The organism is Embleya sp. NBC_00888 (assembly GCF_045207655.1).
In the GTDB taxonomy this organism is placed as follows: Bacteria; Actinomycetota; Actinomycetes; order Streptomycetales; family Streptomycetaceae; genus Embleya.
Genome location: NZ_CP108784.1, coordinates 6,824,437 through 6,848,843, shown reverse-complemented (window position 1 = coordinate 6,848,843; position 24,407 = coordinate 6,824,437). Strand labels below are relative to the sequence as shown.

Here is a 24,407-nt window from a genome sequence, read left to right as displayed (position 1 = left end):
AATCCGAGGTCATGAACGAACTGCCGCCGGGTGCGAACCAATCCTTGCCGGGCGGCGTCGTGCGCGTACGCGTGCCCGGCCCCTTCGACATCTCCGCGCTGATCACGGGTGAGGACCGACGGGTGTCCGGCGACGCGGACTTCGTCTTCTTCAACCAGGTCTCCGCGCCGGGGGTACGGCTGGGCGGGGACACCGTCACGGTGGACCCGACCGGCCTGCGGGCGGGCGCCACGCACGTGACGGTGGTGATCAGTCCCGCCGACACCACGCACACGCTGGGCGAGTTGCCGCCGCCTGCGATGACGCTCACCGGTGCGAGCGGCACGCTGCTGGCGCGGTTCACCCCGCCCCGGCCGCGCGCCGAGACGGTGTTGTTGCTGGCCGAGATCTACCGGCGCGGTGCGGTCTGGAAGGTGCGTGCGCTGGGCCAGGGCTACGCGGACGGGCTGGCCGGGATCGCTCGGGACTTCGGGGTGGAGGTCGAGGAGCAGACCCAAACCCCTTCGGGGCTCTCCGAGTTCCAGCGCGGGGTGGTCGAGCTGACCAATCTCGAGCGGTCCCGGCACGGCCTGCGCGCGCTCGCGCCTCAGCCACAACTGACCGCGTGCGCGCAGGCGTTCAGCGCGGACATGATCAGCCGCGCGTTCTTCTCGCACACCGATCCGGACGGCCGCGAGCCGTGGGACCGGGCGATCGCGGCGGGCTACCTCTACAGCCGGATAGGGGAGAACATCGCGTGTGGGCAGCGCACGCCGGCCGAGGTGGTGCAGGGCTGGATGGACAGTCCCGGCCATCGCAAGAACATCCTCACTCCGGAGTTCACCGAGATCGGTGTCGGGTATGTCACCGGCGGCACCTACGGCACCTCGTGGACCCAGGTCTTCGGCACCCCGCGATAGCGCTCCCGGAGCCGGTGTCGGCACGTCCCGGATTGGCCCGAACGGGTACAAAGCCGAAGCCGACGCCGGCCCCGACGGGAGCGTTGCCGTCCGGGTACGGGCGCCCGGCCGCCCTCCCCCGCCGAACCGGCAACCGGGTGCGAGGGCGCCCGATGACGGTGCGCCATACTCGGTTGTTCGAGGCGAGGGAGATCACGTGCAGCTTGAGTTGGATCCGCCTTACGGCGTAGGGCCGATCAAGATCGGCATGTCCATGGACGAGGCAGAGGCGGCTCTGCGCGAACTCGGAGGAGATCTGTCGGGACGCACTCGTGGGTTCGCCCACTTCGGTGCGGACCTCTCGATTCATGTGGTGAGCGACAAGGACGGACTGGTCGAGGCGATCGAGGTGCACCGGTCCGAGGACGACTTCGCGGACACGGTGTTGTGTCTGGGCGTCGACGTCTTCGGCACGCCGGCCGTCGACGTCACCCGACTGCTCGGTGAACTGACACCCGTCCGGGTGGAGACCGAGGGGGCCTCGTTGGTGGCCCCCGACCTGCTGGTGGCCCTGTGGCAGCCGTTCGTGCCCGGACACGGCAACAACAACGGCGTCGTGGGCGAGGGCCTGTACTTCCGCACCGCTCTGGTGGCCAGTCCCGGCTACTACGACAAAAGCGGGCAACACCGGGCGATCCACATCGGATGACCGGTACCCCATGAACCGAACCGGGCGGCCCGGCCGCCCGGGTGTGTGACCTGATCCGCTCGTCCGACGAGGCATTCGCCGAGCGGGTGGAATCCGGAGGGATCGCGACCGGGTCGAGGCGGGGGCCGGTGTCTCGGTACGCGAGACCGCGTCGTGGCACGTCGACGACGACCGACAGTCGTGGATCGCCGCCGAGGGCATGCTCGGCTCGGCGAGGTCCACGACGTCGTCGACGGGTCGAACGGCCGGCCGGATTCCATCGCTCGGCGCCTCGCCGGCGGGCCGGACGCGGCGTCGGGTGCGGGCCGGAGGGTCGGCCGGGGGTTTGCGTCGCGATCGAGGCCCAGGAGGCCGCCACGGCCTCGTGTGGCGGGCCGTGCGAGCCGTCGGGACGCGCGACCTGCGCGGCGGGGATGGCCCGGAGACCGCTCACGCGGCGACGGTGGACGTCCGGGAGTCCCGGAGGCGCGAGTGCCCGGGAGTCCGAGTGCCTGGGAATACCCGAGTCCGCGAGTGTCCGCGAGTCCGCGAGCGATCGATTTCGGACGGTCGGCCGGCCCGGTGATCCGGTCGCCGTGCAACGCGTATCCCGCCGCGATCGCGGTGGGCGCGGATGTACCGTCCGTCGGCCGTGCGGATGTGGGGGGCACGCTCGATCACCGAGCGGCAGGGCTTCGCCGACGCGCGGCACGATGCCGTCGGCGTGGGCGTCGGAAGGCGGCCTCTCGCGGGCGCCCCTGGGGTCCGCCCCGGTCTGCGCCTCGAACCGTCCGCCTCGAACCGATCGCCTCGAAGCGTCCGCCGCAGACCGTCGGCCCCGGACCGTCCGCCCCCGGCGATATGCCGGCTCCCGCAAGCTGCGGGAGCCGGCATCAGGTCAGCGCGCTGCCAGGATTCGCCCGCTTACCTCGCCGAATCCGATACGAGTGCCGTTCGGACCGGGGGCGGTAGCGGTGATCGTGACCTCGTCGCCGTCCTCCAGATAGGTCCGGGTGGACCCGTCCGGGAGTTTGAGGGGGTTCTCGCCGTTCCAGGTGATCTCGATCAGCGCGCCGCGCTGGTCGGCCTCGGGGCCGCTGACCGTGCCGGAGGCGAACAGGTCGCCCGGGCGCAGCGCCGCGCCGTTGACGGTCATGTGCGCGAGCTGTTGCGCGGCCGTCCAGTACATCGCCGCGAACGGCGGCCGGGAGATCAGGTGGCCGTTGAGCCGGACCTCCAGGGCCAGGTCCAGGCCCCACGGCTCGCCGGTGCGGTCGTCCAGGTAGGGCAGTGGCTCGACGTCGCGCGCGGGGGGTGCCACGCGTGCGACGCCGAGTGCTTCGAGGGGGACGATCCACGGCGACACCGAGGTGGCGAACGACTTGCCCAGGAACGGGCCGAGCGGGACGTACTCCCAGGCCTGGATGTCCCGGGCGGACCAGTCGTTGACCAGGCACACGCCGAACACGTGGTCGGCGAAGTCGGCGAGCCCGACCGGCGTGCCGAGTTCGGAGCCGGCACCGACCACGAAGCCGACCTCGGCCTCGATGTCCAGCCGGCGGGTGGGCCCGAACGAGGGCACCGCGTCGGTGGGCGCCTTGCGTTGCCCGCTGGGGCGCACGATCGGCGTGTGCGAGACCACCACGGTGCCCGCGCGGCCGTGGTACCCGATGGGCAGGTGCTTCCAGTTCGGGGTCAACGGCTCGGAGCCGGGCCGGAAGATCCGACCGAGGTTGCTCGCGTGGTGCTCGGAGGCGTAGAAGTCGACGTAGTCCGCGACCTCGAACGGCAGCCGCAGCACCACCTCCCGACGCGGGATCAGGTGCGGTTCGATGCTCGCCCGCAGCTCGGGGTCGGTCAGCCAGGTGGTCAGCGAGGCGCGTACCGCGGTCCAGGTCGCCCGGCCGGCCGCCATCAACTCGGTCAGGCTCGGCGCGTCCAGCACGTCGGCCGGCGCCCCGACCGCGTGCGCCGCCGCGCCGGCGTCCAGCACGAAGTCGCCGATCGCCACCCCGACCCGCGGCCGGTCCGGCTCGCGGTCGGTGGCGAACACGCCGTAGGGCAGGTTGTCGATGCCGTACACCGTGTCGGTCGGCAGCGGGACCCAGGTGGTGGGCATGAGCGTCGGGCTCCTCGATCGGATCAGTCGCGCTGGTGCGGGGGTTCGCCGAGCAGCCCCAGGGTGAGTGCGTCCTGGAGCGGCTCGGCGACGCTACAGGTGCCGTACGAGGTCAGGTAGCCGCGCAGGCGGGTGCGCTCGGTCAGGGTCAGGTCGTGCGCCATCCGGGTGAGTTCGGCACTGTCGCGGATCGCGAGCAGGTCGGCGAGCGCGTCCGGTTCGGCGCCGGCGACGGCGTGGTGGGTGGCGAGCATCAGGTTGAGGTACCCGTGGTGCTCGAAACCCGTGGTCGGGTCGGTGTGCCGCACGGCGTTGTGCAGCCCGGCCGTGACCTTGAACGGCAGTTCGCGGATCCGGCACGCGTACACGAACGCGGCCAACTCGGCCTCGTCCGGGAACGCGTGCGCGGCGGTACCGCCGGTGCGGAACTTGGGCCGCCCGTACGTGCCGGCGAGATTGTCCAGGTCTGCGTCGAGGCCCGCGCCTTTGAGGACCTCGACGTAGCCCGCCGTCATCTCCGGCAGGTGTTCGTGCAGCGCCGCGACCGCCTTGCCGATCTCACCGTCGCCGGCGACCTCGATGCCCTCCAGGAACAACCCGGGGGTGTTCAGGATGGTGCGTACGGCGGGGCCCACCGAGGCGGGGCCACCGGGAGCCACGAGCACCACGCGCAGCGGCTCGCCGGGATCGGCGAGCGCGAGCAGGTCGGACACGTGTGCCGCACCGACCAGGAAGTTGCGCACGAACGGCGCGAACCACTCGACGCGGTACACCCGGTGCGCGGGCACCGCCTCGGCCATCGGGGCGTTGCCCGGTGGGAACAACGCGGCGTCGTCCCACAGTCCGGTGAACAACGCGTGGTGCAGGGTCTCGGGGGCGTCGGTGGATGCGCTCATGTTCCGGGCGCCTTCCCGGCCCAGGTCCACGCGTAACCCGGATCCTCGCTCGCGATGCCGCCCTCGCCGAGACCCAGCGGGCTGAAGGTGTCCACCATGACCGCGAGCTCGTCGAAGAACTCGATGCCGATGCTGCGCTCGTAGGCGCCGGGCTGCGGCCCGTGCGCGTGCCCGCCCGGGTGCAGCGAGATCGAGCCCTGGCCGATCCCGGACCCCTTGCGGGCCTCGTAGTTGCCGCCGCAGTAGAACATGACCTCGTCCGAGTCCACGTTGGAGTGGTAGTACGGCACCGGGATCGACAGCGGGTGGTAGTCCACCTTGCGCGGCACGAAGTTGCAGATCACGAACCCCTGCCCCTCGAACACCTGGTGCGCGGGCGGTGGTTGGTGGATCCGGCCGGTGATCGGCTCGAAGTCGGAGATGTTGAACACGTACGGGTACAGGCACCCGTCCCAGCCGACCACGTCGAACGGGTGGGTGGGGTAGACGTAGCGGGTGCCGGTGATCTCGCCGCCCAGGCCGCGGTGCTTGACCAGCACCTCGACGTCCGTGCCCTCGGCGAGCAGCGGTTGGACCGGCCCGCACAGGTCGCGCTCGCAGAACGGCGCGTGCTCGAGCAGTTGGCCGAACCGGGAGAGGTAGCGCTTGGCGGGCGTGATGTGCGAGTTGGCCTCGATGCAGTACGCGCGCAGCGGCTCCTCGGTGCCGGGCACCCACCGGTGGGTGGTGGCACGCGGCAGGATCACGTAGTCGCCGGGGCCGACGGTGAGCGCGCCGAACACGGTCTCCACCGTCCCGGAGCCGGACTCGATGTACACGCACTCGTCGCCGAGCGCGTTGCGGTAAAGCGGGGAGGGGCTGCCCGCGACCACGTAGGAGATCCGTACGTCGCCGTTGCCCAGCACCAGTCGCCGACCGGTGACCGCGTCGACGGCCTTCCACTCGTTGTCCGCGAACAGCTCGTGCAGCTTGAGATGGCGCGGCTTGAGCGGGTGGTTGGCGGTGACGCTCTGGTCGGGGACCTCCCACACGCTCGCGTCGGCGATCGCCGACGGGATCGCGCGGTGGTAGAGCAGCGAGGAGTCGGAGGTGAAGCCCTCCTCGCCCATCAGCTCCTCGTAGTACAGGCCGCCGTCCGGGCGGCGGTGCTGGGTGTGCCGCTTCGGCGGCACCTCGCCCACGCTGCGGTAGTACGCCATGACTGCCCGACTCCTCCGTCCGCTCCCGCTGCCCTGTCGGCCCGTGTCCTGCCGGCCGCCGCCGTACGCGACGGCCGGCCCCGCGGCCTAGAGGTTGCCGCGGCGCTCCTGCTCGCGCTCGATCGCCTCGAACAGCGCCTTGAAGTTCCCCTTGCCGAAACCGAGCGAACCGTGCCGCTCGATCAGCTCGAAGAACACCGTCGGCCGGTCCTGCACGGGCTTGGTGAAGATCTGGAGCAGGTAGCCGTCCTCGTCGCGGTCGACCAGGATCTTCAGTTCGCGCAACGTCTCGACCGGTACCCGGGTCTCGCCGGCCCATTCCCCGAGCGTGTCGTAGTAGCTGTCCGGGGTGGACAGGAACTCGACGCCCATCTCGGCCATCGCGCGCACCGAGGCCACGATGTCGCCGGTGGCCAGCGCGATGTGCTGGACGCCGGGGCCGCCGTAGAACTCGAGGTACTCGTCGATCTGCGACTTCTTGCGGCTGACGGCGGGCTCGTTGAGCGGGAACTTCACCCGGTGGTTGCCGCTGGTGACCACCTTGGACATCAGCGCGGAGTACTCGGTGGCGATGTCGTCGCCGATGAACTCCTTCATGTTGGTGAAGCCCATGACGCGGTTGTAGAAGGCGACCCACTCGTCCATCCGGCCGAGCTCGACATTGCCCACGCAGTGGTCGATGGCCTGGAAGTAGCGCTTGGGGTGAGCGGCGGGCTTGCCGCGGAACAGCGGCTCGGCGGCGACGAAGCCGGGCAGGAACGGGCCCTTGTAACCGGACCGGTCCACCAGCGTGTGCCGCGTCTCGCCGTACGTGGCCAGCACCGCGGTACGCACCGTGCCGTGCTCGTCGGTGTCGTCGTGCGGCTCGACCAGCACGGTCGCGCCGTTCTCCCGGGCGAAGGCGATGGCCTTGTCGACGTCGGGAACCTCGATGGCGATGTCGGACACGCCGTCACCGTGGGCGGCGGTCGCGACGCCGACCTCGGTGCCGGCGTGAACCTCGCCGGTGATGCGGAAACGTGCCTTGCCGGACACGAGCACGTACTCGGCGACGTCGCGGCTCCCGGTCTCGGGACCGCGATAGGCGACGCAGGTCATCCCGAACGCCGTCGAGTAGTAGTGCGCGGCCTGCTTGGCGTTGCCGACGAAGAAACGAACGTGGTCCATCGCGACGACCGGGAAGGGGTCCCCCGCCGGGTCGTGCTCGACGGCGCCGACGAGGGCGTCGGTGTCTTCAAGGGTGGTGAAGGTGCTCATGACGCGCGATCCCCTCGGAAAGGAACGGATGCCGGAAGTACACTTCCGAATGCAACATCTGACAAGGTTCGATCTGCGAGCTATGCAATTTGCCTAGATGGGTGGCTCATATGCGGGATGATCTACAGGATTCGCGCAGCACGCTCGACGAATTGGACGTGCGTCTCATCCGGGCCGGCCGACAACACCCGCGGGCGGGCATGTTGGAACTGTCCCGGGTGATCGGTGTCTCCCGCGCCACGGTCCAGGCCCGCCTGGAGCGGATGGAGGCGGCGGGGGTGATCACCGGCTACGGCCCCGAGGTCGATCTGGTCGCCGCCGGGTACCCGGTTCTGGCCTTCGTCACACTGGAGATCGCCCAGGGCGGCCTGTCCGGCGTGGCCACCGCGCTGAGCGCGGTCCCGCAGGTGCTGGAGGCGTACGGGACGACCGGCATCGGCGACGTGCACTGCCGGATCGCCGCCACCTCGAATCAGGACCTGCAACAGATCCTGATCGACATCAACCGCATCCCCGAGGTGGTCCGCTCCACCAGCGTCATCGTCTTGTCCGAGGTAGTCCCGATGCGCACCCTCCCCCTCCTCGAAGCCCAGGAACGCCGCCGCCCGAGCCGCGTCCCGTCCCTGCGGGACACCGGCCCGGGGCTGGCGCCGACCGATTGACCGAATGGGGCGGTCGGGCCGGCGCGGCACGGGCGGGGCCGGCGCGGGCGGGCCGGCACGGCGCGGTGGTGAGAGCGCGGCGGTCACGGCACGACACCGCGACCCGAACCGGCGCCCGAGCAGCCTGTGGCCGGGAACCCGAGCGGGCAGGCGCCATCATTCCCTCCGCCATCTCCCCCAGCCCGACGCACCGTCCCCCACCCCGTCCTGTCGCTCCGCGCGCGAGCGGCCCGGGGCGGGAAAGCGAGGCGCCCTCGGTGGGGCAGGGCGACAACCGGGGGTGTGGCCCGAGAGAATGCCGGGGGCAGGCTTGGTGATGAGGTGGATCGGGACGTGACGATGTCGGTGTCGGGGCAGCAGGGTTCGGAGCAGGGCGCGCAGCAGGATGTGCATCGGCGGATCGCCGAGGAGCTCGGGGTTCGGGAGGGGCAGGTCAGAGCGGCGGTCGAGTTGCTCGACGGCGGCGCAACCGTGCCGTTCATCGCCCGGTACCGCAAGGAGGTGACCGGGACCCTGGACGACACGCAGTTGCGCAACCTGGAGGAACGGCTGCGCTACCTGCGGGAGCTGGATGAGCGCCGTACCGCCGTGCTCGCCGCGATCGAGGCACAGGGCAAGTTGGACGACCCGCTGCGGGCGCAGATCCTGGCGGCGGACTCCAAGGCCCGGCTGGAGGACATCTACCTCCCGTACAAGACGAAGCGGCGGACCAAGGCGCAGATCGCCCGCGAGGCCGGCCTGGAACCGCTCGCGCTCGGCCTGCTGGCCGACCCCTCGCGCGACCCCGCCGCCGCGGCGGAGGCGTTCGTCGACGCGGACAAGGGTGTCGCGGACGCGCAGGCGGCGTTGGACGGCGCGCGCTCGATCCTGGTCGAGCGGTTCGCCGAGGACGCCGACCTGATCGGCGCGCTGCGCGAGCGGATGTGGACGCGCGGGCGCGTGGTGGCCAAGGTGCGCGAGGGCAAGGAGGAGGCCGGCGCCAAGTTCGCCGACTACTTCGACTTCGCCGAGCCGTTCACCCGGCTGCCCTCGCACCGGATCCTGGCCATGTTCCGGGGCGAGAAGGAGGACGTACTCGACCTGACCCTGGCGCCCTCGACGGACGAGGAGGTCGACGGCCCGACCGACTACGAGCGCTCGATCGCGCACACGTTCGGCATCGTCAACCGCGACCGCCCGGCCGACAAGTGGCTCGCGGACACCGTGCGCTGGGCCTGGCGTACCCGAATCCTGGTGCACCTGGGCATCGACCTGCGCGGTCGGCTGCGGCAGGAGGCCGAGGACGAGGCGGTCCGGGTGTTCGCGGCCAACCTGCGCGACCTGCTGCTCGCCGCGCCGGCCGGCACCCGCGCCACGATGGGCCTCGACCCGGGCCTGCGCACCGGGGTCAAGGTCGCGGTGACCGACGACACCGGCAAGGTGGTCGCCACCGAGACGATCTACCCGCACGAGCCGCGCCGCCGCTGGGACGAGTCGATCGCCACCCTCGCCGCACTGGCCGCCGCGCACCGGGTGGACCTGATCGCGATCGGCAACGGCACCGCCTCCCGCGAGACGGACAAGCTGGCAGCCGAACTGATCACCAAGCACCCCGAGTTGGGCCTGACTAAGGTGATGGTCTCCGAGGCGGGCGCGTCGGTGTACAGCGCCTCGGCCTTCGCCTCGCAGGAACTCCCGGACCTGGACGTGTCGTTGCGCGGCGCGGTCTCCATCGCCCGCCGACTCCAGGACCCGCTGGCCGAGTTGGTCAAGATCGACCCGAAGTCGATCGGCGTCGGCCAGTACCAGCACGACCTGTCCGAGCTGAAGTTGTCCCGCTCGCTGGACGCGGTGGTCGAGGACTGCGTGAACGCGGTCGGCGTGGACGTCAACACCGCGTCCGCGCCGCTGCTCACCCGGGTGTCCGGGATCGGCGCGACGCTGGCCGACAACATCGTGCAACACCGGGACGCGAACGGCCCGTTCAAGACCCGGCGCGACCTGAAGGACGTCGCGCGACTGGGCCCGAAGGCGTTCGAGCAGGCGGCGGGCTTCCTGCGGATCCCGGCCGGGGACGACCCGCTGGACGCGTCCTCGGTACACCCGGAGGCGTACCCGGTCGTCCGCAAGATCGCCGCGGCGGCGGGTGGCGACGTCCGGACCCTGATCGGCGCGGCGCCGAGGCTGCGCGCGCTGGACCCGAAGGCGTTCACGGACGAGAAGTTCGGCCTGCCGACGGTGACCGACATCCTGCGCGAGTTGGAGAAGCCGGGGCGTGACCCGCGGCCGGCGTTCAAGACGGCGACCTTCAAGGAAGGCGTCGAGAAGCTGTCCGACCTGCAACCCGGCATGCTCCTGGAGGGTGTGGTCACCAACGTGGCCGCGTTCGGCGCGTTCGTGGACGTCGGCGTGCACCAGGACGGCCTCGTACACGTCTCGGCGATGTCGAAGACGTTCGTGAGCGATCCGCACGACGTGGTCAAGTCGGGCGACGTGGTCCGGGTCAAGGTGCTCGACGTGGACATCCCGCGCAAGCGGATCTCGCTGACCCTGCGGCTGGAGGACGAACCGGAGCAACGCGGGGCGCGTGGCGACCGGGCCGACCGCGGTGAGCGCGGCCCTCGCGGCCCTCGGCCGGAGCGCGGGGCTCGCGAGGGTCGGCCTCAGGGTGACGGGCGACAAAGCGGTGGCCGACAGGGCGACGGGCGGCAGGGCGGTGCGCGCCAGGGCGGCGGCGGCTCGGGCAGCGGCTCGGGTAGTGCTCAGGGCGGCGGCCAGGGGCGACGCGCGACTCCCCCGAAGCAGAGCCGAGGACCGCAGGGCCCGGCCGGAGGCGGCGGCGCGATCGCGGACGCGCTGCGGCGGGCCGGCTTGGTCGAGTGAGGACGTGAAGTAGGGCCGGGGCCTTGGGATGAGGCCGTGGGATGAGGGCGGTGATCGCGGCCGGGTGGGACGGTGGGACTCGGGCTTCCCGGCCGCGTTCGGACGGTGCGCGTTCGGACGGTGCGCGTTCGGACGGTGCGCGTTCGGACCGCATGGGGCTGAAGTCGTCGGGCCGGGCCGGGCGGGCTCTTCGCTCCGGCCCGATAGGCCCGTTCGGCCCGAGCGCAGTCGCATCGGCATGAGCCCGGATAGGGCTTGAACTTCGCGGCGGCGTTCGGGCCGATTGGGGTCGGCGGGCCAAGCGGGCCGGGGCAAACCGAGCGAGCCTTTCGCTCCGGGCCGTTGGGCCCTTCCGGGGCGAACGCGACCGCGCGAGCGTGGCGCCCGGTCAGGACCTGAGCTTCGGGGCCGCGTCGGCGCCGGGGGGTGATCGAGCTGAAACGAACCCGGCCGGGCGGGCCTTCGCCGCCGGCGGTTCGGCCCGGCCGGGTCGGCATGGGATCCACGTGGGGCTTGGGCTCCGCGTCCGGCTTCGGGCCGAGTAAGGCGGGTGGGCCGACCGGATCCGGCCGGGTGGCCCTTCCGCTCCGGGTGATAGGGCCCGCCCGGGCCCGAACGTAGGCGGGTGGGGATGAGCGCGGGTTGGGCCTGGGGCTCCCCGGCTCCCTTCGGCTCAGCGGGCTGCGCCGGACCCGGCAGGCAGGTCGGGCGCTCCGCTCGCATCTGTTCGATGGGCCCGTCCGCCAGGTGCGCGTGGGTTTCGGCACCGACCATGGGCGTTGGCCGGGCCACCGGTGTTGCCCGGGCGGCGCCCGTCGGGCGGGGGCCTACCGCGACGTCTCCGGTCCGCCCGTCGGGCGCCGGCGTGGGCGCGGCGTGGTCGGCCCAAGACGTCCCGGTCCCCCGTCTCGCGTGGACGTGGACGTGGGCGTGGGCGCGGTCAGCCCGCCTGTGCCGTCGGCGCCAGTGCCCGCAGTACCGCCGTGTGGGTGACGCCGTGTTCCGCGAGCAGGTCCGCGACCACGCCCGAACAGGCGGTGAGCGCGAGCAGAATGTGCTCGTCGCCGATGTGCCGCTGACCGCGCGCCACCGACTCGCGCAGCGACTGCTCCAACACCTTCTTGGCACCGGGCGCGAACGGGACGTGCCCGGTACGCCCACCGAACGGCCACAGCCGGCGCCGCCGTCGGCCCACCGCCAACGCGCCCTCGCCGTGCGCCTGTTCGACGCGCGCGACGATCTCCCCGACGTCGATCCCCAGGTCGGCGAGCGCGGCCTCGTCTGCCTGCGACATGCCGCCGCGCCGCCGGGCCCGGGCCAGTCCGCGTTCGAACTCGTCCCGACTCGCCACGAACCCGAGCGTCGCCAGCGCGACCGAGGCCTGCGTACCCTGCGCGTCCAGCAGCGCCGCGAGCATGTGCTCCCCCTCCACGCGGGCGTCCCCAACCCGCCGCGAATGCTCGATGGCCCCGTACACGACGCCCCGGGCACTGTCCGTGAACCTCTCGAACATCAGTTCCTCCCGTGCTTCTTGTGCACCGCCTGGCGGCTCACTCCGAGCTCGGCCGCGATCTCCTGCCACGACCACCCCTGCACGCGCGCACTGCGCACCTGCACGGCCTCCAATTGCTCGAGCAGCCGGCGCAGCGCGGCCACGGCCCGTAGGCCCACCCGTGGATCCCGGTCCCCCGCACGACTGGCGAGGTCGGTTGCTTCGGTCATGACCGTCAACCTACGTTGACATTCCGGCCCTGTCAACCACAGTTGACATGCGAGGCACCGGGAAAGCGGGGGCGCCCGTCCCGGCGACCCGATACGGTCGCGAACCATGCGAATTCTTGTGCTCGGGGGCACCGCGTTCGTGGGCCGGGCGATCGTCGAGGACGCCCTGGCCCGGGGCGCCGAGGTGACCCTGTTCGGCCGAGGCAGAACCGGCGCCGACCTCTTCCCGCAGGCCGCCCGACGGATCGGCGACCGCGACACCGGCGACTACACGGCGCTGCGCGACGGCGAGTGGGACGCGGTGGTGGACGTCAGCGGATACGTACCGCGCCACGTCGGGCAGGCGATGGCGGTGCTCGGCGACCGGGTCGGCCGCTACCTGTTCGTCTCCAGCCACGCCGTGTACGTACAGTCCGGAGTCGGCCCCGGCTCGGACGAGGACACCCCTCGCCGCGCACCCGTCCGCGACACCGAGGTACTCGACAACGACACCTATGGCCCCTGCAAGGTCGCCTGTGAGGACGACGTACTCGCCCGCTACGGCGACCGCGCCACCATCGTGCGCCCGGGCAAGGTCGCCGGCCCGCACGACGTACAGGAAACCTTCACGTACTGGAGTCGCCGAGCCGCCCGCGGCGGCCGCGTCGCCCTCCCGGGCCGACCCGAACAGCCGATCCAGGTGGTCGACTCCCGCGACCTGGCCCGCCTGGTCACCCAACTCCTGATCGACCACCGCCCCGGCGCCTTCCACGCCGTAGGCCCGGCCGAACCGACCACCCTGGGCGACCTGATCCACACCTGCGCCCGGGCCGCCGGCACCGAGGTGGAAATCGTCCCCGTCTCCCCCGACGTGATCCCCGGCCCCTTCCCCCTGGTCACCCCCGAGCCCCAATGGCCCACCCGCCAACGCAGCGCCACCCGAGCCCGCGCCGCCGGCCTCCCGACCACGCCACTGTCGATCACCGCCGCCGACGTCCGCACCTGGGACCGCGCCCGAGGCGAACCCCCACTCTCCCAGGGCCTGACACCAACCCAGGAAGCCCACCTACTCGACAAGCCCTGACCCACCCCACCCCACCGCCCCCACACCAATCCACCCCGCCCCCGATCCACCCCGGCCCGGCCCGGCAACCAAACCACCCCGGCCCCGAACCTCCCCCACCACCGAACCACCCACCACGCCGACCCAGGCCAACCCCCAGGTCAGCCCCACCCATCCCGGTCCGATTCCCCTCCGGATCTTTGATATGGTTCTCCACGTCGCCGCACGAAACACCAGCGGAGACCACCCGGTCCGGGTGGCGGAATTGGCAGACGCGCTAGCTTGAGGTGCTAGTGCCCGAAAGGGCTTGGGGGTTCAAGTCCCCCCTCGGACACCACGAGAGACCCCTGTTGTTCAGGGGTTTTTCTGCATTTACGGCCCGGGCGTGCGAAGTCGGGAAGTTGGAAGGCCGCAGCGCGGAGCCGGCCTGGTCGTGATCGGTGGCGCCGATCCGGCGGGGGTCACGCCGATCCGGCGTTTGGTCAGCCTCCTGGGCCCGGGGGGCCGGCGCCGCGGAGGCGTTCGAGGTCCGAGGCGCGGACCTGGATGACGAACATCGCGATCACGGCGGCGATCACCGCGAAGATCGCGGCCGTGACGAAGGCGGCGGAGATGCCCGTGGTCAGTACCTGGTGACTCCAGGGCGCGGGCAGGTCGCCGGTGCGCTCGAAGGTGGCGCGCTCGGCCGGCGTGGCCTGGGCGAGGAAGGCCGGGACCTGATCCTTGGCCTCGTTGCGGTTGGCGGTGCCGAAGACGGTGACCAGGATGGACAGGCCGAGCGAACCGCCCACCTGTTGGGTGGCGTTGAGCAGGCCCGAGGCGGCGCCCGTTTCCTGGGCGGCGACGCCGGAGACGGCCATCAGGGTCAGCGACACGAACTGCATGCCCATGCCGAGGCCGAAGACCAGCGTCGGGCCCAGGATGCTGCCGGCGTAGGTGCTGTGCACGTCGGTACGGGTCAGCCAGGCGAGGCCGGCCGCCGCCAGGAGGGCGCCGACGACCATGAAGGGTTTGGGTCCGTAGCGCGGCAGCAGTTGCGACGCGAAGCCGGCGCCGACCGCGATCACCGCGCTGATCGGGAGGAAGGCCAGACCGGCCTCGATCGGGCTGAAGCCCAGGACGTCCTGGACGAACAGGGTCAGGAAGAAGAACATCCCGAAGATCGCCGCCGCCAGGCACAACATGATGCCGTACGTGCCCGACCGGTTACGGTCCGCGAACATCGCCAGCGGCGTGATCGGCTGCCTGGACCTGCGCTCGATGGAGAGGAAGATCGCCAGCAGGACGACGGCCGCCGCGAACGCGGCGAGGGTCAGGCTGTCCCGCCAGCCCTCCTGGGCGGCCCGGATGAAGCCGTACACGAGCGAGCCGATGCCCAGGGTCGAGGTGAGCGCGCCGAGCACGTCGAAGTGGCCGGGATGTCGCTCGGACTCCCTGATGTAGCGCGGCGTGGCCAGTGCGATGAGCACGCCGATGGGCACGTTGACGAAGAACACCCACCGCCAGTCCAGCCATTCGACCAGGATGCCGCCGGCCAGCAGCCCGATCGCGCCGCCGCCCGCGGAGACCGCCGCGAAGACGCCGAAGGCCCGGTTGCGGGCCGGGCCTTCGGCAAAGGTCGTGGTGATCAGGGCGAGGGCGGTCGGGGACGCGATGGCGCCGCCGACACCCTGGAGCGCCCGGGCGGCGAGCAGTTGCGGCGCGGTCTGCGCGAGTCCGCCGAGTAGCGAGGCGATCACGAACAGCAACACGCCGAAGATGAACACCCGCCTGCGGCCCAGGATGTCGCCCGCACGCCCACCGAGCAGCAGCAGACCGCCGAAGGTGAGCGTGTACGCGTTGAGCACCCAGGACAGGCTGGTGGTGGAGAACTCCAACGAGCTCTGGATGTGCGGCAGCGCGATGTTCACGATGGTGATGTCCAGCACAACCATGAGCTGACACGAGGCGATCACCGCGAGCGCGGCGCCATTGCCGCCGCGTCGTTTCGGTGCGGCGGCGGTCTGCGAGGGTGTCGCGTGAGGATTCGCCATGTTGGGTCCCGCGGTTGCCGAGGGCCGCGCCACGCGGCGCCGTCCGGCGGGAATCGACGGTCTCCGACCGATCCGATGCGGTTCGGCGGTCCCGACGATCCGGTGTGCGTCGACGGCCCCGGCGATCCGGCGATGGTGCGCCCGACCGGACGGGGTGCGCTCACTCGTTCGACCGTAAGCCCGGACCCGAACCGGCACCACCCGGGGCACCTGGCACACGCGGGATGGTGCGGGTCGGATCCGGGCTCACCGGGCGGTGCTCCCCAAGGCGGCCCGGCGGCGGGTCAGGCGGTCTTCGGGGTGGCGCGTACGCCCATGTGTATGTACCGCGAGCCGTCGGCGAGTTCGTAGAAGACCATGCTGTCCCACAGCGGGCTGCCCTCGCGGCGGCCCACGAACGTGCTCTCGTCGACGGGGATCAGATCCCAGTCCATCTCCGGCGAGATGTCGGCCAGCGCGCCGGTGACCCGGATGTTCAGGTGCAGCTTGGCGTCGTCCCCGACACTCACCGTCGCCAGGCAGCCCACCCGCTCGTACGTCCCCGCGTGGCGCGCGACGTCCACGTCCACCGGCGTGTCGGGCGGGCCGAGCAGCTCCGGCATCTCGACGTCCGCGAGCACGGCGAACAGCTCGGCGCCCAGGGTGCGTTGCAGCGCGGACGTCTCACCGCCGTTGGCCAGCAGGCAGACCACCGTGCCGGTGTCGGGCAGCACCCAGAGCATCGCGGACTGGCCGATGGTGTTGCCCGCGTGCATGATCACCCGGTGCCCGGACCACTCGTCGAGGATCCAGCCGATCCCCCACTCCGGAGCGATCGTGTACGGGTTGGGCAGGCGCACCTGCGGCTCGGTCATCGCACCCGGTGCGGCCAGCAGTTCGGTGCCCAGGTGGGCCAGGCCGAACGCGACCACATCGCTCGCTCGCGCGCAGATCAGCCCGGCCGGTCCCATGGCCCGGGTCAGGCCCCATACCGAGGTGGGGCTGCCGTCCTCGACGTGCCCCGTCGCCGCGCTGAACCGCAGCACGTCCTCCGGCAGCGTCCAGGTGTGCGTCAGACCCAGAGGCGCACAGATCTGCTCGCGCAGCGCCGCGTCCCAGGTCTTGCCGGTGAGCCGCTCGATGATCCGTCCCGCGATCACGAAGCCGGAGTTGCAATACGAGAACGACTCGCCGATCGGGTGGTTCTGGGTCAGCTCGGCGCAGGCCGCGACGTACTTCTCCAGACAGTCGTCGCCGCGCCCGGAGTCCAGGAACAGGTCGCCGTCGATACCGGAGGTGTGCGTCAGCAGGTGCCGCACCGTCACCGTCTTGGTCACCTGCGCGTCGGCGACCTTGAACTCGGGCAGCAGCTCGACGACCGGCGTGTCCAGGGTGAGCCGGCCCTGCTCGACCAGCAGCATCAACTGGGTCGCCGTCCACACCTTGCTCACCGAGCCGATCTGGAACAGCGAGTCGGTCGAGACCGGAGTGCCGGTGTCCTTGTTCAGCACCCCGGCGACGAAGGTGTATACCTCACCCTCGTGCGCGAACGCCAGGCTCGCGCCCGGTACGTCGTATCGGGTGATCAGCTCGGCGAGACGGGCATTCCAGTGGGCGGAGTCGACGGTTGCGGCCATGGGACCTCTTTCGCGAGTGGGCTCGGCGGCGTACCGGCACGCTACGCGGACGAACCGCTCCCGCTCATGGCCGTGACGACGAACCCGAGGGCAACCCTTGGTGCGAACGCACAACCGGTCAGCGCGGCATGGTGGTGTGGCCGACCCGGACCAGGCCGGATTCGTACGCCACCACCACGGCCTGCGCACGATCGCGCAGGTCGAGCTTGCCCAGCAGGTCCCTCTCGTACCGCTCCACGGTGGCGTCCTCGACCCGCATGGCCTCGGCGATCTCGCCGCTGTCCTTGCCCGCCGCGACCAGGCGCAGCACCTCGATCTCGGCCGGGGCGAGTCGAGCGAGGGCGTCGGGAACCGGGGGCGTCGACGGCGTCGTGGGCTCGCCGGCCGGCCCCGTCGCCGCCGTCACCGGGATGCTCGCCGCGACCAGGAACCCGCCGCCCGCGACGTGCTCGGCCCGGAAGGATCCGCCGTGCACCGCCACCCGCTCGCGCATGCCGAGCAGCCCGTGACCACCACCGGTCGTCGCGTAACCACCGCCGGCCTTGGCGCCGCCGCCGTCGTCGCGGATCTCGATGGCGACCGCGTCCGGCAGGTATTCCAGCAGCACCCGGGCCATCGCCGCGCTGCCGGCGTGCTTGCGCGCGTTGGTGAGCGCCTCCTGGGCGATCCGGTACAGCGCGAGGCCGACCGGCAGCGGCAGTTCGCGGCGCGTGCCGAGCACCTGGAGCTCGGTCGGCAGGCCGGCCAGGCAGGATTCGGCGATCAGCCGGTCGAGGTCGTCGACGCCGGGCTGCGGGCTCGACGGCGCGCTCTCCGGGTCCTTGTCACTGCGCAGCACGCCGAGCAACTGCCGCATCTCGTCCAGCGCGACCCGGCCGGACGCCTCCAGGGTGAGCAGTGCGCCGCGCGCGCCGTCCAGGTCGCGTTCCAGACTGGCCCGGGCGCCGCCGGACATCAGATGCATGGTGGTGATGTGGTGCGCCACGATGTCGTGCAGTTCCCGGGCGATCCGCCGGCGCTCCTCGGTCAGCGCCCGCTCGGCCAGCAGGACCCGGTTGACCTCGACCTGTCCCTGCCAGTGCCGCACCGCCGCGCTCGCGCCCAGCACGAGCGCGGTCGCGACCAGGTCGCCGCTGAAGGTCCAGACGAACGACTCGTCGGCGTTGCGGTAGCCGGAGGTCTGGGCGGCCATGGTCAGCGCCGCGGCCACCGCGATCGTCCGGGGCCGGCAGGCCAGGCCGACGGTGTACAGCGCGACCGCCAACGAGATGCCGAACCGCTGCCCGATGTCGGTCGACAGGTTCAACCCCACCTGGAGCACGAGCACCGCGAGCAGCACCGGGAACGGGGCGCGCCGGCGGGCCACCAGGCACAGCGCCGAGGCGACCAGGAAGGCGACGCTGATCGCGGTCTCCCCGGCGCCGTCGCCGCGGACGGTGACCACGTAGCCGAGCAGGTCGACGGCCATCGCCACGAGCGCGACCAGGAGGTCCGACCGGGTACGCGCCGGGAGGGTCCGGCGCGTAGCGGCCGACCCGAACCCCGCTGGGGTGTCCGTGGCGATCAGGTCACGGCCGGTGATCGCCTTGCCGAGCGTGGCCATGGACTTGGGGCCGAAGCCCATCCAGGGCCTCCTTCCGTGGGGAGTCTCCGTGCGGAGCGGCGGCCAGTATTCCACCGCGACGATCATTCGGCCGAAACGCGCGAACCGTGCGAACCACCCGGTCCTCGACGCCCCGGCCGCACTCGCGCACCGTTCGGCGACCCCTCGAAAGCCCCGCTCCCCACCCCCTCGGGCCGGCCGGCACCGGCCCGCCGCCCGCGCTCAGGCCCTCCCGCCGGCCGCGCCGGCCCCGGACAACCCGCGCTTGGCCGCGCCGACCGGGTCGGTCCCCGCCTCGCAGGCCGCCGCGAAGCGCATCGTCGCCCGGGTCGGTGTCGTGTACCGCTCCCACGCGGGCAGTCCGGCGTGGTTGGGGTCGCCGGTCCGGACGAACGCGATCCACGCGTCGTGCATCGCCGCGCCCAGCCCGTCCAGGGTCTTCGGCTCGACCCCGGCCAGGAACGGTGCGTGTGCCCACCGGTCCGCGTTGCGGAACGTGAACGGCAACTCCAGGCAGTGCGCGGCGCCCAGCCGACCGTCGTACGCGGGCGTCGGGTAGTCGAACTGGTAAAGCCACACCGGCCGTTCCTGTTCGGCCAGACCTTCCGCGAGGGCCGTGCCCGGCAGCCGGAACAACTCCTCGGAGACCAGATCGGTCAGCAGTTCGAGCGCGGTTGCCCCCGGACGCTCGGCGGCGAAGATCTCGTACGCCTCCCCGCCCCGCGCGCCGAACGCCTCCTCGAATCGTGCCCGGACCTGCTCGAACGTGGCCCGCGCGTACATCTCGTTGGCCCCGAACGCGAAGCCGGCCTCGTCGGCGGTCCAGCCGAGCAGGATGTCCAGGTCCGGATTCTCCCCGGCCAGCAGCGCCGCCAGCGGATGCCGGGTCAGCGTCGACCCGTCGACCATGGGCAGGAACGGCACCGGCCATCGGCCCCACCGGGCCTGCACCCCGAACATGCCGACGGTGGCCTCGACCAACGCCTCCCACGGCAGCGCGCGCAACCCCGCGACGTCGGGGACGCCGGCCACCTCCATCAGCGCGGCCGTGGTCCGCAGCGCTTCCTCGCGGTCGGGCGTGTGCACACCCAGCGGCGGGCTCTGCAGGATCGCCCGGCGGAACAGGCCGCGCCCCTGCGGATGTACGGCCAGCGCCGCCGTGGAGAAGGCGCCGCCCGACTGGCCCGCGACGGTGATGTCGTCCGGGTCGCCGCCGAAGGCCGCGATGTGCTCCCGGATCCAGCGCAGTGCGGCGAGTTGGTCGGTCAACCAGAAGTTCCCGGCGTCCGCGTCGTCCTCGGCCCCGAGGTAGAGGTAGCCGAGCGCGCCGATCCGGTAGGAGACGCTCACCACGACCAGGTCGCCGTCGCGCGCGAAGGTGTCCCCCGCGTAGATCGGCAGCGCGCCGGAGCCACTGACGAAGCCGCCGCCGTGGATCCAGACCAGGACCGGGCGGCGGGCGTCGTCCGGGCCCGGCGTCCAGACGTTCAGCGTGAGGCAGTCCTCGTCGAACGGAGGCGCGCCGTGGCCGCCGAGGACCGGGTCGACCAGCCCGACCTGCGGGGCGCTGGGGCCGTACTCGCCCGCGTCCCGGATCCCGGCCCAACCCGGATGCGGTCGGGCCGGCCGCCAGCGCAGTTCGCCGACCGGCGGCGCCGCGTACGGGATGCCGCGAAAGACCGCGAGCCCGTTCTCGGCCCGCCCGCGCAGCGTGCCGACGGGCAGCCGCACCAGCGGCGCGTCGTCCGGGCCCGGGGCGCTCACGTCGCCGAACCCGCGTCGGCGGAGGCGGCGCCCAGGGGCGCCTCGGCGAACTTCCCGGACAGCAGGTGTCCGGCCCCCGGCGCGAAGGCGGGCAGGTCGAGGGCACGCAACATCTGGTGCACGGTGCACACCGCGGCGGAGACGACCGGCTTGCCCAGTCGTTGCTCGGCCTCCTCGATCGCGGCCAGCGAGGGCATCTGCACGCACGCGGACAACACCACCGCGTCCGCGTCCGCGTGGGCGAGCCGCTCCGCGATGCCCGGCAGGCGCAGCGGGTCGTGCGCGGCCACGTCGAGGTTGTCCGGGATCTCCAGCGCCTCGAAGTCGAGCACCTCGATGCCCTCGTGGCCCAGGTAGTCCACCACGGTGCGGGTCAGCGGCAGCATGTACGGCGCGACCAGGGCGACCTTGCGCGCGCCGATCGTGTGCAGTCCGTGCACGAGCGCGCCGGCGCTGGTGACCACCGGCGCGGGTGCGCCGTTCTCGACGGTCCGGGTGTGCAGGCGCTCCTCGGAGACCCGGTGGTAGCCCAGGCCCATGCTCATGATCGCCACCAGGCACGCGTAGCCGAGCACGTCCACCCGCGCGTCGGAGAGTTCGACGGCGCAGCGGTCGGAGTCGGCGTCCATCGCCTTGAGTTGCTCGGGCGTGACGTGCGTCATCCGCATCCGACTGGAGTGGAACGTGAAGCGCTCCGGGGCGACCGCCTCGCGCGCCCGCAGGATCGCGGGCACCTCGGTTTCCATCGTGACGTTCGAGCTCGGCACGATCTGGCCGATGCGGTAGGGGTGTTGACGCACGGAGGTCCTCCTGCTGGATGCCGACTGCGAGCCGAGAGTGTGGGGTGGGGACGAGCCGCGGGTCAGCGGGCGTCGATCACCGGGTTGGACAGCGTGCCGATCCGCTCCACGGTGGCCTCCACCACGTCGCCGGGGCGCAGGTACTGCGGCGGGACCTGGGCCGCGCCGACGCCGGACGGCGATCCCGTGGAGATCACGTCGCCCGGCTCCAGGGTCATCCCGGAGGAGATGTCGGCGATCAGGCGCGGGATGTCGAAGAGCATGTGCCGCGTGTTGGACTTCTGCTTGACGTCGCCGTTGACCCGCAGCGACAGGTCCAGCGCCTGCGCGTCCGGGATGTCGTCGGCGGTGACCACCGCGGGGCCGAACGGCGCGTAGGAGTCCTGGCCCTTGGAGAAGAACCACTGTCCGGACCGGCGCTGGTCGCGGGCGCTGATGTCGTTCATGATGCTGTACCCGAACACGTGGTCCCACGCGTCGGCCTCGCTCACCTTGTACGCGGTCCGCCCGATCACGACCGCGAGTTCGCACTCCCAGTCGAGCTGCTGCGTCAGGTCGCCGTTGTGCAGGATCGGTGCGCCGGGGCCGGTCACGGCGGTCGCGGGCTTGCCGAACAGCACCGGGCGATCCGGGAGTTCCTTCGCGGTGTCCAGGGTGCGGTTGGACTCGGCCACGTGCTCGACGTAGTTGAGCCCGATGCCGATGATCTTCCCGGGCCGCAGCGGCGCGAGCAGCCGCACGTCGGTGCTCGCGTGCACGGCGGCGGCGGGCCGGTCGGCCGGGTCGCCGCCGAGCAGGTCGCGCGCGGCGTCGAACGCCTCGGCGCCGGCGCGGATGAACGACAGCAGATCGCCGGGGAGTTCGGTGTCCGCGGCGGCGGCGAGCGCGACGAGGTCGATCACGTGCGCGCCGTCCTCGGCGCCCAGGCGGGGCGTCGTGCCGTCGACGGTGTAGGTGACCAGGCGCATGGGAGTGTCCTCACTGTCCTTGCGTCCGGGCGGCGCGGTCGCGCCGCCCGGGTCGTCGTGGGGGTCGGGAATCGCGGGGCCGGCGATCGGTGGGCACGCGGCCCGATCCGGCGCCCCGGTGATCAGGGGGTCGGCTGATGTCCGTCGTTGTCGACGTACGCCTCTTCGCGGTGGAAGCCGAGCGAGCGCATCACCGGGAAGTCGTTGAAGGAGAACAACACCGCGTCCTCGGAGGTGTCGAGGTTGGCGTGTTCGTGCCAGGCCCAGGCCGGGACCGCGAAGACGTCGCCCTCGTGCCACTCGAAGCGCTGCCCGCCCACGATCGAGACGCCGTGGCCCTTGGCCGCGGTGTACACGACCGAACCGGTGTGCCGGTGCGCCTTCGTCGCCTGTCCCGCGCGCAGGAGTTGGATGTGCGCGCTCATCGTCGGCATCACCGAGCCGCCGGTGGCGGGGTTGGTGTACTCCATGATCACGCCGTCGTACGGCGATCCCTCGCTCGCCTTCGCCAGGTCCAACAGCGCCTGGTAGGTGGGCTCCCACGGCCAGGCCAGCAGCGGTGAGTAGGGCCGGGTCCACCGCTCGGCGCCGTACGGCACCAGGTTGCCGCCGAAGGTCAGGACCGAGGAGTTCACCACCTTGCCGGGCACCTGGTACACGTCGGGGTGCACCTCGTAGAAGCCCGCGTCCAGCGCGTTGACCAGCGGAATGTCCAGGCCGTCCTGCCAGATCACCGGCGCGTCGTCGGACTCGTTGCCGTGCTCGTGCCAGGTGCCGTTCGGGGTGATCGCGAAGTCGCGGGCGCCGACCTTGAGTTTCTCGCCGTCCACGATGGTCCACGCGCCGGTGCCCTCCAGGACGAAGCGCAGCGCGGCGGCCTGGTGTCGGTGGGCGGTCATCGACTCGCCCGGGCCCATGATCTGCAGGCCCGTGTACAGCAGGCCGGCCGCCGCGCTGACGTCCCGGCGCCCGGGGTTGACCAGCATCACCACCCGCCGGCCCGCGTCGTCCGCCTTGACCAGGTCGAGCGCCTTGCGCACCAGGGGGCGCAGTTCGGCGTAGCGCCACAGCGTGGGCACCGACTTGGGCTGTGGGTACCACGGCTCGATCTCGTTCGCCACGGTCCACAGCGCACCGGCCTCGCGGTCGGCCAACTCGGCGTAGTAGGCGCTCAGTTCCGGGGTGTCGGTGACTCGGGCCCGGCCGAGCATGTTGTCGTCCTGGGTGGTCATTTCTCCTCCTCGGGGGCAGGTGCGAGGGGCGTGGGGGCACTGTCGTGGGTGAACGTGATCGGCGATCTGGGCCGGTTGTCGACGTTCAGTCGGAAGATGTCGAAGCGGTTGTAGTGGCCGACGATGTCGTGCATCTGCTTGGGCTGGATGCACTTGGCGAGGTCGATGTCGGCGTAGACGATGCCCTCGTCGTCGATCAGCGGTTCGGTCACCGGGCGGCCGTCGGGGCCGAAGATCCCGGAGAGCGCGCTGCGTTCGCGGCCGAGCTGCTTGCGCACCTCGTCGTCGTCGCCGGCGATGGCGTCCACGATCTCGGGCGAGATGGTCGAGCACGCGACCACGGAGAACACCTTGCCCTCGAAGCTGTGCGCGGCGGTGCGCACCGCGATGGCGTCCGCCATGTCGTAGTCGGCCGGTGCCACCGGCAGGGCGATGTAGCTCGCGGCGTGCACGAGTTCGCCCTGCGCGAGCAGGGTGAAGCGGGCCAGCGTGTTGGTGTTCTCGCCGCACGCGAGCACGCCGAGCGGGCCGATCCCGGTCGGGTGCACGCGCAGCGAGCTGCCGTCGCCGCCGGTCCAGGTCAGCTTCTCCGCCCAGGTGGGCACCAGCTTGCGGTGCACCCCGATCAGTTCGCCGTCCGCGTCGATGGTCAGCATCGTGTTGTAGAGCACGCCCATGCTGTGCGGGCCGCGCTCGTTGACGCCGATCACCACCACCGCGCCGGCCGCCCGGGCGGCGGCGCGCAGTGCCTCCACGTGCGGGCCGGGCACGTCCACCGAGGAGCGGTACAGGCGTTCGAACCAGGGCGAGCCCTGGACCGGGTTCATCGTCCAGTTCCAGTACGGGTACCCCGGCACGAACACCTCGGGGAAGACGATCAAGGCGGCGCCGTTGGCGGCGGCTTCGCGGATCAGTGCGACCGCCTTGGCCACCGTGGCGGCCGCGTCCAGGTAGACCGGCGAGGCCTGCACGGCGGCGGCCTTGAACCGGGGCGGGTTGTCGCGTTGTTCACCGGTCAGCACGATCGGCGGGGTGGGACTGTCCATGTCGGGCTCCTCGTGTCCGG

Annotated in this window: 19 protein-coding genes and 1 tRNA gene; 6 read left to right on the top strand and 14 right to left on the bottom strand. The window is 71.9% G+C overall.

Going from position 1 to position 24,407, the window contains the following annotated elements; all coding sequences use genetic code 11:
• Positions 1-11 precede the first annotated feature (11 nt).
• The gene (locus tag OG948_RS29085) at positions 12-899 is read left to right on the top strand and encodes a CAP domain-containing protein (protein WP_406299284.1); all 888 of its coding nucleotides are present in this window, start codon (positions 12-14) and stop codon (positions 897-899) included.
• Between the two features lie 196 nt (positions 900-1,095).
• The gene (locus OG948_RS29080; RefSeq protein ID WP_406299283.1) at positions 1,096-1,587 is read left to right on the top strand and encodes a hypothetical protein; all 492 of its coding nucleotides are present in this window, start codon (positions 1,096-1,098) and stop codon (positions 1,585-1,587) included.
• An 877-nt stretch (positions 1,588-2,464) separates the two neighbouring features.
• Here OG948_RS29080 and fahA read toward each other — a convergent pair.
• The 4 genes from fahA to hppD all read right to left on the bottom strand — a co-directional run bounded on the left by fahA (position 2,465) and on the right by hppD (position 6,947).
• The gene (fahA, locus tag OG948_RS29075) at positions 2,465-3,685 is read right to left on the bottom strand and encodes a fumarylacetoacetase (RefSeq protein WP_406299282.1); all 1,221 of its coding nucleotides are present in this window, start codon (positions 3,683-3,685) and stop codon (positions 2,465-2,467) included.
• 23 nt (positions 3,686-3,708) lie between these two features.
• Positions 3,709-4,581, bottom strand: a complete 873-nt coding sequence (locus OG948_RS29070) for a hypothetical protein (protein WP_406299281.1) — start codon at positions 4,579-4,581, stop codon at positions 3,709-3,711.
• Positions 4,578-5,780 (bottom strand): homogentisate 1,2-dioxygenase, encoded by a 1,203-nt coding sequence (locus tag OG948_RS29065; protein WP_406299280.1) that lies wholly within the window; start codon positions 5,778-5,780, stop codon positions 4,578-4,580. Before OG948_RS29065 ends, OG948_RS29070 begins: the two co-directional genes overlap by 4 nt.
• 87 nt (positions 5,781-5,867) lie before the next feature.
• Entirely contained in the window at positions 5,868-6,947 is a 1,080-nt protein-coding gene (gene hppD, locus OG948_RS29060) for a 4-hydroxyphenylpyruvate dioxygenase (RefSeq protein ID WP_406300364.1), read from the bottom strand.
• Positions 6,948-7,147: 200 nt separating this feature from the next.
• Here hppD and OG948_RS29055 point away from each other — a divergent pair, with 200 nt between their 5' ends.
• A complete protein-coding gene (locus OG948_RS29055) occupies positions 7,148-7,699 on the top strand; it encodes an Lrp/AsnC family transcriptional regulator (protein ID WP_406299279.1) in 552 nt (183 codons plus the stop codon).
• A gap of 339 nt (positions 7,700-8,038) precedes the next feature.
• Positions 8,039-10,561 carry a Tex family protein gene (locus tag OG948_RS29050; RefSeq protein WP_406300363.1) on the top strand — a complete coding sequence of 841 codons (2,523 nt, stop codon included), beginning with the start codon at positions 8,039-8,041 and terminating at the stop codon, positions 10,559-10,561.
• 940 nt (positions 10,562-11,501) lie between these two features.
• Here OG948_RS29050 and OG948_RS29045 read toward each other — a convergent pair.
• Together OG948_RS29045 and OG948_RS29040 are read right to left on the bottom strand one after the other, a co-directional pair.
• Positions 11,502-12,074, bottom strand: coding sequence for a Clp protease N-terminal domain-containing protein (locus tag OG948_RS29045; RefSeq protein WP_406299278.1), 573 nt, complete (start codon positions 12,072-12,074; stop codon positions 11,502-11,504).
• Positions 12,074-12,283 (bottom strand): helix-turn-helix domain-containing protein, encoded by a 210-nt coding sequence (locus OG948_RS29040; protein ID WP_026218136.1) that lies wholly within the window; start codon positions 12,281-12,283, stop codon positions 12,074-12,076. Before OG948_RS29040 ends, OG948_RS29045 begins: the two co-directional genes overlap by 1 nt.
• Positions 12,284-12,389: 106 nt before the next feature.
• Between OG948_RS29040 and OG948_RS29035 the strand changes: the two genes are divergently transcribed.
• Positions 12,390-13,346 carry an NAD-dependent epimerase/dehydratase family protein gene (locus OG948_RS29035; RefSeq protein WP_406299277.1) on the top strand — a complete coding sequence of 319 codons (957 nt, stop codon included), beginning with the start codon at positions 12,390-12,392 and terminating at the stop codon, positions 13,344-13,346.
• A gap of 229 nt (positions 13,347-13,575) precedes the next feature.
• A tRNA-Leu gene (locus OG948_RS29030) sits at positions 13,576-13,662 on the top strand.
• 145 nt (positions 13,663-13,807) lie between these two features.
• On the opposite strand, the gene OG948_RS29025 is transcribed toward OG948_RS29030, so the two are convergent.
• From OG948_RS29025 to OG948_RS28990, 8 genes are all read right to left on the bottom strand, one after another.
• Positions 13,808-15,358: an MFS transporter gene (locus OG948_RS29025; RefSeq protein ID WP_406299276.1), complete on the bottom strand. Its 1,551-nt coding sequence runs from the start codon at positions 15,356-15,358 to the stop codon at positions 13,808-13,810.
• Positions 15,359-15,642: 284 nt separating this feature from the next.
• Positions 15,643-16,974, bottom strand: a complete 1,332-nt coding sequence (locus OG948_RS29020; protein WP_406299275.1) for a serine hydrolase domain-containing protein — start codon at positions 16,972-16,974, stop codon at positions 15,643-15,645.
• 118 nt (positions 16,975-17,092) lie between these two features.
• Positions 17,093-18,598 (bottom strand): hybrid sensor histidine kinase/response regulator transcription factor, encoded by a 1,506-nt coding sequence (locus OG948_RS29015; protein ID WP_406299274.1) that lies wholly within the window; start codon positions 18,596-18,598, stop codon positions 17,093-17,095.
• A 201-nt stretch (positions 18,599-18,799) separates the two neighbouring features.
• The gene (locus OG948_RS29010; protein WP_406299273.1) at positions 18,800-20,341 is read right to left on the bottom strand and encodes a carboxylesterase/lipase family protein; all 1,542 of its coding nucleotides are present in this window, start codon (positions 20,339-20,341) and stop codon (positions 18,800-18,802) included.
• Positions 20,338-21,141, bottom strand: a complete 804-nt coding sequence (locus OG948_RS29005; RefSeq protein ID WP_406299272.1) for an Asp/Glu racemase — start codon at positions 21,139-21,141, stop codon at positions 20,338-20,340. Before OG948_RS29005 ends, OG948_RS29010 begins: the two co-directional genes overlap by 4 nt.
• 62 nt (positions 21,142-21,203) lie before the next feature.
• Positions 21,204-22,109: a fumarylacetoacetate hydrolase family protein gene (locus tag OG948_RS29000; RefSeq protein WP_406299271.1), complete on the bottom strand. Its 906-nt coding sequence runs from the start codon at positions 22,107-22,109 to the stop codon at positions 21,204-21,206.
• Positions 22,110-22,231: 122 nt separating this feature from the next.
• Positions 22,232-23,341, bottom strand: a complete 1,110-nt coding sequence (locus OG948_RS28995; RefSeq protein WP_406299270.1) for a cupin domain-containing protein — start codon at positions 23,339-23,341, stop codon at positions 22,232-22,234.
• A complete protein-coding gene (locus OG948_RS28990; protein ID WP_395859401.1) occupies positions 23,338-24,387 on the bottom strand; it encodes a carbon-nitrogen hydrolase family protein in 1,050 nt (349 codons plus the stop codon). The genes OG948_RS28995 and OG948_RS28990 overlap by 4 nt, the downstream gene beginning before the upstream one ends.
• Positions 24,388-24,407 lie beyond the last annotated feature (20 nt).

Excerpts from the sequence above, each read along its gene's own strand:
- OG948_RS29085 (WP_406299284.1), top strand. The coding sequence starts at position 12 with ATGAACGAACTGCCGCCGGGTGCGAACCAATCCTTGCCGGGCGGCGTC.
- fahA (WP_406299282.1), bottom strand. The coding sequence starts at position 3,685 with ATGCCCACCACCTGGGTCCCGCTGCCGACCGACACGGTGTACGGCATC.
- OG948_RS29070 (WP_406299281.1), bottom strand. The coding sequence starts at position 4,581 with ATGAGCGCATCCACCGACGCCCCCGAGACCCTGCACCACGCGTTGTTC.
- OG948_RS29065 (WP_406299280.1), bottom strand. The coding sequence starts at position 5,780 with ATGGCGTACTACCGCAGCGTGGGCGAGGTGCCGCCGAAGCGGCACACC.
- hppD (WP_406300364.1), bottom strand. The coding sequence starts at position 6,947 with ATGGACCACGTTCGTTTCTTCGTCGGCAACGCCAAGCAGGCCGCGCAC.
- OG948_RS29055 (WP_406299279.1), top strand. The coding sequence starts at position 7,148 with ATGCGGGATGATCTACAGGATTCGCGCAGCACGCTCGACGAATTGGAC.
- OG948_RS29050 (WP_406300363.1), top strand. The coding sequence starts at position 8,039 with ATGTCGGTGTCGGGGCAGCAGGGTTCGGAGCAGGGCGCGCAGCAGGAT.
- OG948_RS29045 (WP_406299278.1), bottom strand. The coding sequence starts at position 12,074 with ATGTTCGAGAGGTTCACGGACAGTGCCCGGGGCGTCGTGTACGGGGCC.
- OG948_RS29040 (WP_026218136.1), bottom strand. The coding sequence starts at position 12,283 with ATGACCGAAGCAACCGACCTCGCCAGTCGTGCGGGGGACCGGGATCCA.
- OG948_RS29035 (WP_406299277.1), top strand. The coding sequence starts at position 12,390 with ATGCGAATTCTTGTGCTCGGGGGCACCGCGTTCGTGGGCCGGGCGATC.
- OG948_RS29025 (WP_406299276.1), bottom strand. The coding sequence starts at position 15,358 with ATGGCGAATCCTCACGCGACACCCTCGCAGACCGCCGCCGCACCGAAA.
- OG948_RS29020 (WP_406299275.1), bottom strand. The coding sequence starts at position 16,974 with ATGGCCGCAACCGTCGACTCCGCCCACTGGAATGCCCGTCTCGCCGAG.
- OG948_RS29015 (WP_406299274.1), bottom strand. The coding sequence starts at position 18,598 with ATGGGCTTCGGCCCCAAGTCCATGGCCACGCTCGGCAAGGCGATCACC.
- OG948_RS29000 (WP_406299271.1), bottom strand. The coding sequence starts at position 22,109 with ATGCGCCTGGTCACCTACACCGTCGACGGCACGACGCCCCGCCTGGGC.
- OG948_RS28995 (WP_406299270.1), bottom strand. The coding sequence starts at position 23,341 with ATGACCACCCAGGACGACAACATGCTCGGCCGGGCCCGAGTCACCGAC.
- OG948_RS28990 (WP_395859401.1), bottom strand. The coding sequence starts at position 24,387 with ATGGACAGTCCCACCCCGCCGATCGTGCTGACCGGTGAACAACGCGAC.